Source organism: Streptomyces sp. NPDC050704 (genome assembly GCF_040654355.1).
GTDB lineage: Bacteria > Actinomycetota > Actinomycetes > Streptomycetales > Streptomycetaceae > Streptomyces.
In genome coordinates, this window is sequence record NZ_JBFAHW010000031.1 from 53,551 (window position 1) to 67,078 (window position 13,528).

Annotated in this window: 10 protein-coding genes; all 10 read left to right on the top strand. The window is 69.7% G+C overall.

From position 1 onward, the window contains the following. Nucleotides 1-43 precede the first annotated feature (43 nt). The 10 genes from AB0I18_RS19920 (at nucleotide 44) to AB0I18_RS19965 (ending at nucleotide 13,481) form a co-directional block, all read left to right on the top strand. Nucleotides 44-1,660, top strand: a complete 1,617-nt coding sequence (locus AB0I18_RS19920; RefSeq protein ID WP_363106838.1) for a carboxyl transferase domain-containing protein — start codon at nucleotides 44-46, stop codon at nucleotides 1,658-1,660. 42 nt (nucleotides 1,661-1,702) lie between these two features. Next, complete coding sequence (locus tag AB0I18_RS19925) at nucleotides 1,703-3,829, top strand: acetyl/propionyl/methylcrotonyl-CoA carboxylase subunit alpha (RefSeq protein ID WP_363106874.1); 2,127 nt, start codon at nucleotides 1,703-1,705, stop codon at nucleotides 3,827-3,829. After that, nucleotides 3,826-4,782, top strand: a complete 957-nt coding sequence (locus tag AB0I18_RS19930) for a hydroxymethylglutaryl-CoA lyase (RefSeq protein WP_363106839.1) — start codon at nucleotides 3,826-3,828, stop codon at nucleotides 4,780-4,782. The genes AB0I18_RS19925 and AB0I18_RS19930 overlap by 4 nt, the downstream gene beginning before the upstream one ends. Before the next feature lie 11 nt (nucleotides 4,783-4,793). Continuing rightward, nucleotides 4,794-5,954 carry an acyl-CoA dehydrogenase family protein gene (locus tag AB0I18_RS19935; protein WP_363106875.1) on the top strand — a complete coding sequence of 387 codons (1,161 nt, stop codon included), beginning with the start codon at nucleotides 4,794-4,796 and terminating at the stop codon, nucleotides 5,952-5,954. 183 nt (nucleotides 5,955-6,137) lie between these two features. Next, complete coding sequence (locus AB0I18_RS19940; protein ID WP_363106840.1) at nucleotides 6,138-7,184, top strand: ABC transporter substrate-binding protein; 1,047 nt, start codon at nucleotides 6,138-6,140, stop codon at nucleotides 7,182-7,184. Nucleotides 7,185-7,311: 127 nt separating this feature from the next. Next, entirely contained in the window at nucleotides 7,312-8,193 is an 882-nt protein-coding gene (locus tag AB0I18_RS19945) for a siderophore-interacting protein (protein ID WP_363106841.1), read from the top strand. Between the two features lie 216 nt (nucleotides 8,194-8,409). Next, the gene (gene desA, locus AB0I18_RS19950) at nucleotides 8,410-9,852 is read left to right on the top strand and encodes a lysine decarboxylase DesA (protein WP_363106842.1); all 1,443 of its coding nucleotides are present in this window, start codon (nucleotides 8,410-8,412) and stop codon (nucleotides 9,850-9,852) included. Continuing rightward, the gene (locus tag AB0I18_RS19955; protein WP_363106843.1) at nucleotides 9,836-11,137 is read left to right on the top strand and encodes a lysine N(6)-hydroxylase/L-ornithine N(5)-oxygenase family protein; all 1,302 of its coding nucleotides are present in this window, start codon (nucleotides 9,836-9,838) and stop codon (nucleotides 11,135-11,137) included. Before desA ends, AB0I18_RS19955 begins: the two co-directional genes overlap by 17 nt. Beyond that, complete coding sequence (locus AB0I18_RS19960) at nucleotides 11,134-11,679, top strand: GNAT family N-acetyltransferase (RefSeq protein ID WP_363106844.1); 546 nt, start codon at nucleotides 11,134-11,136, stop codon at nucleotides 11,677-11,679. Before AB0I18_RS19955 ends, AB0I18_RS19960 begins: the two co-directional genes overlap by 4 nt. Continuing rightward, nucleotides 11,676-13,481 carry an IucA/IucC family siderophore biosynthesis protein gene (locus AB0I18_RS19965; protein WP_363106845.1) on the top strand — a complete coding sequence of 602 codons (1,806 nt, stop codon included), beginning with the start codon at nucleotides 11,676-11,678 and terminating at the stop codon, nucleotides 13,479-13,481. Before AB0I18_RS19960 ends, AB0I18_RS19965 begins: the two co-directional genes overlap by 4 nt. The last annotated feature ends 47 nt before the right edge of the window (nucleotides 13,482-13,528 follow it).

A 13,528-nucleotide genomic window follows, 5' to 3' on the forward strand; every position in this document is an offset into this window, starting at 1 on the left:
GGAAACGCGTTAACGCTCATTAACAGGATGAGGGGGCCGCAGGATGCACGAGGCACCGGAGCTGACCAGCGCGGGGGACCCCGCGTCGGCGGCCTGGCGGGCCAACGAGGCGGCACACCGCGCGCTCGTCGACGAACTGCGGCAGAAGCTGGCCGCGGCCCGGCTCGGCGGCGGCGAGCGGGCCCGCGCCCGGCACACCGCCCGCGGCAAGCTGCTGCCGCGCGACCGCGTGGACACGCTCCTCGACCCCGGCTCACCCTTCCTGGAACTGGCCCCGCTGGCGGCCGACGGGATGTACGAGGGACAGGCCCCGGCGGCGGGCGTCATCGCCGGGATCGGACGGGTGAGCGGCCGCGAGTGCGTGGTGGTCGCCAACGACGCGACGGTCAAGGGCGGCACGTACTACCCGATGACGGTGAAGAAGCACCTGCGGGCGCAGGAGGTGGCGCTCGAGAACCGCCTCCCCTGCATCTACCTGGTGGACTCGGGGGGCGCCTTCCTGCCCATGCAGGACGAGGTCTTCCCCGACCGCGAGCACTTCGGGCGGATCTTCTACAACCAGGCGCGGATGTCGGGCGCGGGCATCCCGCAGATCGCCGCCGTCCTCGGCTCCTGCACGGCCGGCGGGGCGTACGTCCCGGCGATGAGCGACGAAGCCGTGATCGTGCGGAACCAGGGCACGATCTTCCTGGGCGGCCCGCCCCTGGTGAAGGCCGCGACCGGAGAGGTCGTCACGGCCGAGGAACTGGGCGGCGGCGAGGTCCACTCCCGGGTCTCCGGCGTCACGGACCACCTCGCGGAGGACGACGCGCACGCGCTGCGGATCGTACGGAACATCGCCGCCACGCTTCCCGGGCGCGGACCGCTGCCCTGGTCCGTCGCGCAGGGGATCGAGCCGAAGGTGGACCCGGCCGGGCTCTACGGCGCCGTACCGGTGGATTCCCGCACCCCCTATGACGTACGCGAGGTCATCGCACGCGTGGCCGACGGCTCGCGTTTCGCGGAGTTCAAGGCGGAGTTCGGGCAGACCCTCGTCACCGGCTTCGCCCGGATCCACGGCCATCCGGTCGGGATCGTCGCGAACAACGGCATCCTGTTCTCCGAGTCCGCCCAGAAGGGCGCCCACTTCATCGAGCTGTGCGACCAGCGCGGCATCCCGCTGGTGTTCCTGCAGAACATCTCGGGGTTCATGGTGGGGCGGCAGTACGAGGCCGGGGGCATCGCCAAGCACGGCGCCAAGATGGTGACGGCGGTGGCCTGTACGCGCGTGCCGAAGCTGACGGTGGTGGTCGGCGGTTCGTACGGCGCGGGCAACTACTCGATGTGCGGCCGGGCGTACTCACCGCGCTTCCTGTGGATGTGGCCGAACGCCAAGATCTCCGTGATGGGCGGCGAGCAGGCCGCCTCCGTCCTCGCGACCGTCAAGCGCGACCAGTTGGAGGGGCGCGGCGAGTCCTGGCCGGCCGGGGAGGAAGAGGCATTCAAGGACCCGATCCGGGCGCAGTACGAGCACCAGGGCAACGCCTACTACGCGACGGCCCGGCTCTGGGACGACGGTGTGATCGACCCGATGGAGACCCGGCAGGTGCTGGGGCTGGCTCTGACGGCTTGCGCGAACGCGCCCCTGGGTGAGCCCGGGTACGGCGTCTTCCGGATGTGAGGGGATGGACGTGAGGGGATGGACGTGACGGGACGGGCGACGATGTTCGACACAGTGCTTGTGGCCAACCGGGGCGAGATCGCCGTCCGGGTCATCCGCACGCTGCGTTCCCTGGGCGTGCGCTCGGTGGCCGTCTTCTCCGACGCGGACACCGACGCCCGGCACGTACGCGAGGCCGACACGGCGGTACGGATCGGTCCGGCGCCGGCCGCCGAGAGCTATCTGTCGGCGGAGCGGCTCCTGTCGGCGGCGGCCCGGACCGGGGCGCAGGCGGTGCACCCGGGGTACGGGTTCCTCGCCGAGAACGCCGACTTCGCGCGCGCGTGCGCCGATGCGGGGCTCGTCTTCATCGGGCCGCCCGCGGAGGCGATCGCGTTGATGGGCGACAAGATCCGCGCCAAGGAGACGGTGCGGGCGGCCGGGGTTCCGGTGGTGCCGGGTTCGTCGGGCAGCGGGCTGACCGATGCCCAACTGGCCGACTCCGCACGGGAGATCGGGATGCCGGTGCTGCTGAAGCCCAGCGCGGGCGGGGGCGGCAAGGGGATGCGGCTGGTGCGGGACGTGTCCGCGCTGGCCGACGAGATCGCCGCCGCCCGGCGTGAGGCCCGTGCCTCCTTCGGCGACGACACGCTGCTCGTCGAGCGGTGGATCGACCGTCCCCGGCACATCGAGATCCAGGTCCTGGCGGACGGCCACGGGAACGTGGTGCATCTGGGCGAGCGCGAGTGCTCCCTCCAGCGCCGCCACCAGAAGATCATCGAGGAGGCGCCGAGCGTGCTGCTCGACGCCGGGACGCGGGCCGCGATGGGTGAGGCCGCGGTCCAGGCGGCTCGCTCCTGCGGGTACTCGGGCGCGGGCACGGTCGAGTTCATCGTGCCGGGGAGTGATCCGTCCTCCTACTTCTTCATGGAGATGAACACGCGGCTCCAGGTCGAGCATCCGGTGACCGAGATGATCACCGGGATCGACCTGGTGGAGTGGCAGTTGCGGGTGGCGGCGGGCGAGCGGCTCGCTTTCGAGCAGGACGACGTCACCCTCACCGGGCATGCGGTCGAGGCCCGTATCTGTGCCGAGGATCCGGCGCGGGGGTTCCTTCCCTCCGGCGGGACGGTGTTGCGGCTGCGCGAGCCCCAGGGCGACGGCGTCCGTACGGACTCCGGGCTGAGCGAGGGCACGGAGGTCGGGTCGCTGTACGACCCGATGCTGTCGAAGGTCATCGCGTACGGGCCCGATCGCGCGACGGCGCTGCGCAGGCTTCGGGGGGCGTTGGCGGAGACGGTCACGCTGGGGGTGCAGACGAACGCCGGGTTCCTCCGGAGGTTGCTGGGTCACCCTGCCGTGGTGGCCGGGGAGTTGGACACGGGGCTGGTGGAGCGGGAGGTGGAGGGGCTGGTCTCGGGGGAGGTTCCGGGTGAGGTGTACGTGGCTGCGGGGTTGCTGCGACAGGCGGATCTCTTCCCCAGCCCCGCCCCTTCCCGAAACTGGGGGCTGCGCCCCCAGGCCCCCGCTCATCGGCCTGAACGGCCTCGTCCTCAAACGCCGGACGGGCTGGAGGGGGCGGGCTGGGTTGATCCGTTCTCCGTGCCGAGTGGGTGGCGGCTCGGTGGGGAGCCCGCTTGGACCGTGCACCACTTGCGAGTACCGGGCCACGAACCCGTGACCGTCCGCGTGCGCGGCTCGCTGCACGACTGGGAAGTCACATGGGGGTCTGGGGGCCTGCCCCCAGCTTCGGGAAGGGGTGGGTTTGGGGAGGGAGAACCCCCCACCGTCACCCTCCACCTCGACGGCCTCACTCACACCTTCCACCACACCGGCACCTGGCTCGGCCGCGACGGCGACGCCTGGGACGTCCGCGACCACGACCCCGTCGCCGCCACCCTCACCGGCGCCGCACACGCCGGCGCCGACTCCCTCACCGCTCCCATGCCCGGCACCGTCACCGTCGTGAAGGTGGCCGTGGGGGACGAAGTGGCCGCCGGGCAGAGCCTGTTGGTGGTGGAGGCAATGAAGATGGAGCACGTCATCTCCGCCCCACACGCCGGGACCGTGACCGAGCTGGACGTCACCCCGGGCACGACCGTCGCCATGGACCAGGTCCTGGCCGTGATCGCGCCCCACGAAGCCGCCGAAGGAACCGAAGGAACCGACGCGGAGGAGACCACGTCATGACGACCCCGGAACTCGGGCTCCCCATGCCCGTCCCCGCCGACGGCCTCCCCACCCGCGTCCGCATCCACGAGGTCGGCGCCCGGGACGGGCTGCAGAACGAGAAGGCGACGGTCCCGACCGAGACCAAGGCGGAGTTCGTACGCCGGCTGGCCGACGCGGGCCTCACCACCATCGAGGCGACCAGTTTCGTGCACCCCAAGTGGGTGCCCCAACTGGCCGACGCCGAGGAGCTGTTCCCCCTCGTACGGGACCTCACCGACCTCGCCGGAACGGCCCTGCCCGTCCTCGTACCGAACGAACGGGGCCTGGACCGCGCCCTGGCCCTCGGCGCGACCCGTATCGCGGTGTTCGCCAGCGCCACGGAGTCCTTCGCGAAGGCCAACCTCAACCGGACCGTGGACGAGGCGCTCGCGATGTTCGAGCCGGTCGTCCGGCGGGCCAAGGGGCAGGACGCGCATGTCCGCGGCTACCTCTCCATGTGCTTCGGCGACCCCTGGGAGGGCCCGGTCCCGGTCGTGCAGGTCGTCCGCGTCTGCCGCGCCCTGCTCGACATGGGCTGCGACGAGCTGAGCCTCGGCGACACGATCGGCGTGGCGACCCCCGGGCACGTACGCGAACTCCTCACCGCCCTCAACGAACAGGGCGTCCGCACGGCCGCCGTCGGCGTGCACTTCCACGACACGTACGGCCAGGCCCTCGCCAACACCCTGGCCGCGCTCCAGCACGGCGTCACGACCGTGGACGCGTCCGCCGGGGGCCTCGGCGGCTGCCCGTTCGCGAAGAGCGCCACCGGCAACCTCGCCACCGAAGACCTCGTGTGGATGCTGACGGGCCTCGGCATCGACACCGGAGTCGATCTCGACCGTCTCATCGCCACGAGCGTGTGGATGGCCGAGCGACTGGGCCGACCCAGCCCGTCCCGCACCGTCCGCGCCCTCTCCCACAAGGAGTGATCCCCATGTCCCTGGACCACCGGCTCTCCCCCGAGCTCGACGAACTGCGCCGCACTGTCGCGGAGTTCGCGCACGACGTCGTGGCGCCGAAGATCGGCGACTTCTACGAGCGCCACGAGTTCCCGTACGAGATCGTCCGCGAGATGGGCCGCATGGGCCTGTTCGGGCTGCCGTTCCCGGAGGAGTACGGCGGCATGGGCGGCGACTATCTGGCGCTGGGCATCGTGCTGGAGGAGCTGGCCCGGGTCGACTCGTCCGTCGCCATCACCCTGGAGGCCGGGGTCTCGCTCGGCGCGATGCCGGTCCATCTGTTCGGCACCGACGAGCAGAAGCGGACCTGGCTCCCCCGGCTCTGTTCCGGCGAGATGCTCGGCGCCTTCGGCCTCACCGAGCCGGACGGCGGCTCCGACGCGGGCGCGACCCGTACGACCGCCCGCCTCGACCCGGAGACCGACGAGTGGGTGATCAACGGCACCAAGTGCTTCATCACCAACTCGGGGACGGACATCACGGGTCTCGTCACCGTCACGGCGGTCACCGGACGGACCTCGGAGGGCAAGCCGCGCATCTCCGCCATCATCGTGCCGTCCGGCACCCCCGGCTTCACCGTCGCCGCCCCTTACTCGAAGGTCGGCTGGAACGCCTCGGACACCCGCGAACTGTCCTTCTCCGACGTCCGCGTGCCCGCCGCGAACCTGCTCGGCGAGGAGGGCCGCGGTTACGCGCAGTTCCTGCGGATTCTCGACGAGGGCCGGATCGCCATCGCGGCCCTCGCCACCGGCCTCGCCCAGGGCTGCGTGGACGAGTCGGTGAAGTACGCGAAGGAACGCCACGCCTTCGGCCGCCCGATCGGCGCGAACCAGGCGATCCAGTTCAAGATCGCGGACATGGAGATGAAGGCGCACACGGCCCGGCTGGCGTGGCGGGACGCCGCGTCCCGGCTGGTGAGCGGCGAACCGTTCAAGAAGGAGGCCGCACTCGCCAAGCTCTACTCGTCGACGATCGCCGTCGACAACGCCCGTGACGCCACCCAGGTCCACGGCGGCTACGGCTTCATGAACGAGTACCCGGTGGCCCGTATGTGGCGCGACTCCAAAATTCTGGAGATTGGGGAGGGCACGAGCGAGGTACAACGAATGCTGATCGCCCGTGAACTGGGACTCGTTGGCTGAAAAGATCACGCCACCGATCTCCGCGCGCCCCGCGCCACACAGGGCGCGCACAGGCGGGGCCCCGAGCCGACCCGGGCGTTTGCGCAGGTAGGAACCGCCCCCTGGACACGTAGTGAGGTTAGGCTAACCTACCTTTCGCACTGTCCGGTGGGTCATCCGCCCTGTTCGAAAGCAGCCAAAGACATGTCCAACGCCCGTGCCAACCACCTCACCCGCCGCGGCATCCTGGCCGCCGGTGGCGCCCTCGGCCTCGGCACCGTTCTCGCCGCGTGCGGGGACGACGACGCGGAAAGCGGCGGCTCGGCGGACGCGACGAAGGATGCCGAGTCCGGTCCCTGGACGTTCAAGGACGACCGCGGAACCTCGGTGAAGACCGACGAGGTTCCGGCCAACATCGTCGCGTTCACCGGTGTCGCCGCCGCCCTCCACGACTACGGCGTCGAGGTCAAGGGCGTGTTCGGCCCGACCACGACCAAGGACGGCAAGGCCGATGTCCAGGCCGGCGACATGGACGTCAGCAAGCTGACGGTCCTCGGCAACGAGTGGGGCCAGTTCAACATCGAGAAGTACGCGACGCTCAGCCCCGACGTGCTGATCTCGACGATGTTCGACGACGCCGGCACCCTCTGGTACGTCCCGGAGGAGTCCAAGGACAAGATCCTCAAGCTCGCCCCGAGCGTCGGCATCTCCGTCTACGACCGCCAGCTGACCGCGCCGCTGGAGCGGATGCTCACGCTCGCCGAGTCGCTCGGCGCCGACGTCAAGGCCGCCAAGGTCACCGACGCCAAGAAGCGCTTCGAGGACGCGGCCGCGAAACTGCGCACGGTCGCCAAGGCCAACCCGGACATCAAGGTCCTCATCGCCTCCGCGAGCCAGGACATCTTCTACGTCTCCGGCTCCAACCTCTCCGTCGACCTGGAGTACTTCAAGGCGCTCGGCGTGAACATCGTCGAGCCGCCGGCCAAGACCCTCAAGGCGAGCGGCGGCTGGTTCGAGAACCTGAGCTGGGAGAACGTCGACAAGTACCCGGCGGACATCATCATGATGGACAACCGCGCCTCGTCCATCCAGCCCGCCGACGTCACCGAGGCCACCTGGAAGCAACTCCCGGCCGTCAAGGCGAACCAGGTAATCCCCCGAGTCACCGAGCCCATCTTCTCGTACGACAAGTGCGCCCCGATCCTCGAAGACCTGGCCGAGGCCATAGAGAAGGCCAAGAAGGTCGCCTGACCAGCGAGGGCAACCGCGCCCCGTAAGGGGCGCGGGGAACTGCGCGCCCAGCCCCCACAACCCGCAGATCAAACACAGGCAGCAATCCCCCCGGCCCCCTGACCCCGCCCCACCTCAGGAGCACACCATGCCCACGGCGGTAGCCGCCCCGTACCGCATCTTCTCCCTCCAGGTAACGCGGACGAGGCGGCTCAGCCCATCCCTCGCCCGAATCACCCTCACCGGCCCCGACCTGACCACGTTCGCCTCCGACGGCCGAGACCAGAGCCTCACCCTGTTCCTCCCACGCCCGGGACAGGAAGAGCCCGTCCTGCCGATGGAGTACGGCGACGGCTGGCGCGAGGCCTGGCTCGCCATCCCCGACGACGAACGCGCGGTGATGCGCTCGTACACGCTGCGCGCCCTGCGCCGCGACACCCAGGGGCTGACCACCGAGATCGACATCGACTTCGTACTGCACGGCACAGAACCCGGCACAGAACCCGGCACCGCCCACCCGGCGGGCCCGGCCGCACGCTGGGCGGCCGGCGCACAGCCCGGCGACCGGGTCGCCGTACTCGGCCCGGCGATCGCCGACAACGGGGCGATACGTTTCCGCCCGCCCGCCGACACCGACCTGGTCGTCATCTGGGCGGACGAGACCGCCCTGCCCGCCGCCTCGGCCATCCTGGAGACGCTCCCGGCCGGGACCAGGGCGCGTGTCTGGCTGGAGGTCCCGCACGCGGACGACCGCCTGGAGCCGGTCATGGCCGCGGCCGCCGACATCGACGCCGAGATCACCTGGCTGGTACGCGACGAGGGGTCCCCCATGGCCCTCGATGCGATCAGAGCGGCCCAACTCCCCACCGCACAGGCCCCGTACGCCTGGATCGCCGGCGAGTCGAGCCGCGTGAAGGAGCTGCGCCGCCATCTCGTACGGGAGCGCGAGATCGACCGCAGGCGGGTCACGTTCGTCGGCTACTGGCGGCGCGGCCTCAGCGAGGAGCAGCTGCGCGAGCAAGGGGACTGAGCACGGGGACTGAGCGCGGGCGGGATACGTCACAGGAGTGACGGATGGGACGGGATCGCATTCGAACTTAGGTTAGGCTAACCTAAGTTCGACGTCGCGGCCCGTCCCCTTTCCGCACCCCCCCCACGCGTACCCCCGGACGTGCCGATCAGACGTACTGCTCAGCCGCACCGCTCAGACGCACTGCTCGGACTCCCCCGCACGAAGGACCCCCACATGCGTTCTCACCTGCTCAATGACACGACCGCGGAGCGGTACCGCCGTTCCGTGACCGAAGGAATCGAGCGGGTGGCAGCAAAACTCGCCACCACGGACCGACCGTTCACCGGCGTCACGGCCGACGCCCTCGCCCCCCGCATCGACGGCATCGACCTCGACCGGCCGCTGCACGACACCACCGCGGCCCTCGACGAACTCGAAGAGGTCTACCTCCGCGACGCGGTCTACTTCCACCACCCGCGCTACCTCGCCCACCTCAACTGCCCGGTCGTCATCCCGGCCGTGCTCGGCGAGGCGGTCCTCTCCGCCGTCAACTCCTCCCTCGACACCTGGGACCAGTCGGCCGGCGGCACCCTCATCGAGCGCAAACTCATCGACTGGACGACCGAGCGCATCGGCCTCGGCCCCGCCGCCGACGGCGTGTTCACCAGCGGCGGCACCCAGTCCAACCTCCAGGCGCTGCTGCTCGCCCGTGAGGAGGCCAAGTCCGACTCGCACGCCAAACTGCGCATCTTCGCCTCCGAGGTGAGCCACTTCAGCATCCGGAAGTCGGCCACCCTGCTCGGCCTGAGCGCCGACTCGGTCGTGTCGATCCCCGTCGGCCACGACAAGCGCATGCAGACGGTGGCGCTCGCCCACGAACTGGAACGCTGCAAGCGGGCCGGCCTCGTCCCCATGGCCGTCGTGGCCACCGCCGGCACCACCGACTTCGGCTCCATCGACCCGCTGCCCGAGATCGCCGCGCTCTGCGAGCAGTTCGGCGCCTGGATGCACGTGGACGCGGCGTACGGCTGCGGGCTGCTCACGTCCCTGAAGAACCGGGACCGCATCGACGGCATCGAGCACGCCGACTCCGTCACCGTCGACTACCACAAGTCCTTCTTCCAGCCGGTGAGTTCGTCCGCCGTGCTGGTACGGGACGCGGCCACCCTGCGCCACGCGACCTACCACGCCGAGTACCTCAACCCGCGCCGCATGGTGCAGGAGCGCATCCCCAACCAGGTCGACAAGTCCCTGCAGACCACCCGCCGCTTCGACGCGCTCAAACTGTGGATGACGCTGCGCGTGATGGGCGCCGACGGCATCGGCCGGCTCTTCGACGAAGTCTGCGACCTGGCCCAGGAGGGCTGGCGGGTGCTGGCCGCCGACCCGCGCTACGACGTGGTGGTCGAGCCGTCCCTGTCCACCCTCGTCTTCCGCTACATACCGGCGGCCGTCACCGACCCGGCCACGATCGACCGCGCCAACCTGTACGCCCGCAAGGCCCTGTTCGCCTCCGGTGACGCGGTGGTCGCGGGCACCAAGGTCGGCGGCCGCCACTTCCTCAAGTTCACCCTGCTCAACCCCGAGACCACGACGGACGACATCGCCGCCGTACTCGACCTGATCGCCGGCCACGCCGAGCAGTACCTGGGAGAGTCCCTTGACCGCGCTTCCTGAATCCCCCGGAACGGAAAAGAACTACGACTTCATCGGGATCGGGCTCGGCCCCTTCAACCTCGGTCTCGCCTGCCTCACCGAGCCGATCGCCGAACTCGACGGCCTCTTCCTGGAGTCCAAGCCGGACTTCGAGTGGCACTCGGGGATGTTCCTGGAGGGCGCGCACCTCCAGACCCCGTTCATGTCGGACCTGGTGACGCTGGCCGACCCGACGTCCCCGTACTCCTTCCTCAACTACCTGAAGGCGTCCGGCCGTCTGTACTCGTTCTACATCCGCGAGAACTTCTACCCGCTCCGGATCGAGTACGACGACTACTGCCGCTGGGCCGCCGGGCAACTCTCCGGCATCCGTTTCAACACGACGGTCACGGAGGTGACGTACGAGGACGGGGACGTGAACGGGGACGGCGTGTACGTCGTCCGCACGCAGGCAGGTGACGTGTACCGCGCCAGCCACCTCGTCCTCGGCACCGGCACTCCCCCGTACATCCCGGAGGCCTGCGCCGGTCTCGGCGGGGACTTCGTCCACAACTCCCGCTACCGGCAGCACAAGCGGGAGCTCCAGGCCAAGAAGTCGATCACCCTCGTCGGCAGCGGGCAGTCCGCCGCCGAGATCTACCACGACCTGCTGAGCGAGATCGACGTCCACGGCTACCGGCTGAACTGGGTCACGCGCTCGCCCCGCTTCTTCCCCCTCGAATACACCAAACTCACGCTGGAGATGACCTCCCCGGAGTACGTCGACTACTTCCACGCGCTGCCGGAACGGACCCGCTACCGCCTCCAGTCGGAGCAGAAGAGCCTCTTCAAGGGCATCGACGGCGAGCTGATCGACGCGATCTTCGACCTGCTCTACCAGAAGAACCTCACCGGCCCGCTCCCCACCCGTCTGCTCACCAACTCGTCCCTCAACAGCGCGAGTTACGAGAACGGCACGTACACCCTGGGCCTGCGTCAGGAGGAGCAGGGCAAGGACTACGAGCTGCACTCCGAGGGCCTGGTCCTGGCGACCGGTTACCGGTACGCGGAGCCCGAGTTCCTGAAGCCCGTCCGCGACCGCATCCGCTACGACGAGCAGGGCAACCACGACGTGGCCCGCAACTACGCCATCGACACGACCGGCCGGGGCATCTTCCTGCAGAACTCCGGCGTGCACACGCACTCGATCACGTCCCCGGACCTGGGCATGGGCGCGTACCGCAACGCGTACATCATCCGGGAGCTGCTCGGTACCGAGTACTACCCGGTCGAGAAGTCCATCGCATTCCAGGAGTTCGCCGTATGAACACCACAGTCGGGACCCTGAGCCTGCGTCCCCTCGATCCCCTCCAGGACGCCGAACTGCTGCACTCGTGGGTGACCCACCCCAAGGCGGCGTACTGGATGATGCGGCACGCCAAACTCCAGGACGTGGAGCGCGAGTACATGCGGATCGCCGCCCACGAGCACCATGACGCGTACATCGGTCTGCACGACGGCGTGCCCGCGTTCCTGATGGAGCGCTACGACCCGCGGTACGTCGAGCTGGTCGGCCTGTACGAGCCCGCACCCGGCGATGTCGGCATGCACTTCCTGGTGGCGCCGACGGACCGGCCGGTGCACGGCTTCACGCTGGCCGTGATCACGACCGTCATGGAGGCCCTGTTCGCCGACCCGCGCACCCGCCGGGTCGTCGTCGAACCGGACGTGACCAACACCGCGGTACACGCACTGAACGAGGCCGTCGGCTTCGTCCCCGCGCGCGAGATCGAGAAGCCGGAGAAGCGCGCGCTGCTGTCCTTCTGCACGCGTGAACAGTTCTTGGCTACCCGAGGAGTGGCGATATGACCCTGTCCGACGCGCTGTCCTACGCCGGAGCGCACCTGTCCGACGCCGTGGAGCACCTCTCCCCCGAGCGCTGGGAGCGGGCCAACCGGCTCCTCATCCGCAAGGCCCTCGCCGAGTTCGCCCACGAGCGGCTGATCACGCCCGAACCGTCCCGTGACGGCGCCTACGTGGTCCGCAGCGACGACGGCCTCACCCGCTACCGCTTCACCGCCACAGTCCGTGCCCTTGACCACTGGCAGGTCGACGCGGCGTCGATCACCCGGCACCGGGACGACCGTGAACTCCCGCTCGCCGCCCTGGACTTCTTCATCGAGCTGAAGAAATCGCTCGGCCTGAGCGACGAGGTGCTGCCGGTCTACCTGGAGGAGATCTCCTCCACCCTCTCCGGCACCTGCTACAAGCTCGCCAAGCCCCGGCTCACCTCCGCCGAGCTCGCGAAGAGCGGCTTCCAGGAGATCGAGACGGGCATGACCGAGGGTCACCCCTGCTTCGTCGCCAACAACGGGCGGCTCGGCTTCGGGGTCCACGAGTACCTCTCGTACGCGCCGGAGACCGCGAGCCCCGTACGGCTGATCTGGCTGGCGGCACACCGCTCGCGGGCCGCCTTCACGGCGGGCGTGGGGATCGAGTACGAGTCGTTCCTGCGGGAGGAGCTCGGCGCGGCGACGGTCGAGCGGTTCCAGGAAGCCCTGCGTGCCCAGGAGTTGGACCCGGCCGACTACCTCCTCATCCCCGTCCACCCCTGGCAGTGGTGGAACAAGCTCACCGTCACCTTCGCCGCCGAGGTCGCCCAGCGGCACCTGGTGTGCCTGGGCGAGGGTGACGACGAGTACCTGGCCCAGCAGTCGATCCGGACCTTCTTCAACAAGAGCGCCCCCGAGAAGCACTATGTGAAGACCGCCCTGTCGGTCATCAACATGGGCTTCATGCGCGGCCTGTCCGCCGCCTACATGGCGGCGACCCCAGCCATCAACGACTGGCTGGCCCAACTGATCGACAACGACCCGGTGTTGAAGTCGACGGGCCTGTCGATCATCCGCGAGCGCGCGGCCGTCGGATACCGGCACCTGGAGTACGAGGCCGCCACCGACCGCTACTCGCCGTACCGCAAGATGCTCGCCGCCCTGTGGCGCGAGAGCCCGGTGCCCTCGCTCCGGGACGGCGAGTCGCTGGCCACCATGGCCTCCCTCGTGCACGTCGACGAGGAGGGCGCGTCGATCGCGGCCGCGCTGGTCGAGCGCTCGGGCCTGCCGCCGGTGGAGTGGCTGCGCCGCTATCTGCGGGCCTACTTCACGCCGCTGCTGCACAGCTTCTACGCATACGACCTGGTGTTCATGCCGCACGGCGAGAACGTCATCCTCGTCCTGGAGGACGGTGTCGTGCGGCGCGCGATCTACAAGGACATCGCCGAGGAGATCGCCGTCATGGACCCGGAGGCGGTGCTGCCGCCGACGGTCGAGCGGCTGCGTGTCGACGTGCCCGAGGACAAGAAGCTCCTGTCGATCTTCACGGACGTCTTCGACTGCTTCTTCCGCTTCCTGGCCGGAAACCTGGCGAGCGAGGGCGTCCTGGAGGAGAGCGACTTCTGGCGGACGGTCGCCGACTGCGTCCGCGAGTACCAGGCGGGCCACCCCGAACTGGCCGACAAATTCCGGCAGTACGACATGTTCGCGCCGGAGTTCTCCCTGTCCTGCCTCAACCGCCTCCAGCTGCGCGACAACGAGCAGATGGTGGACCTCTCCGACCCGGCGGGCGCGCTCCAGCTCGTCGGCACCCTGAAAAACCCCATAGCCGGGCTGTAGAGCCCTCATCGGGCCTCAACGGCCCCCACCAAGCAGGCGGGCGTCCC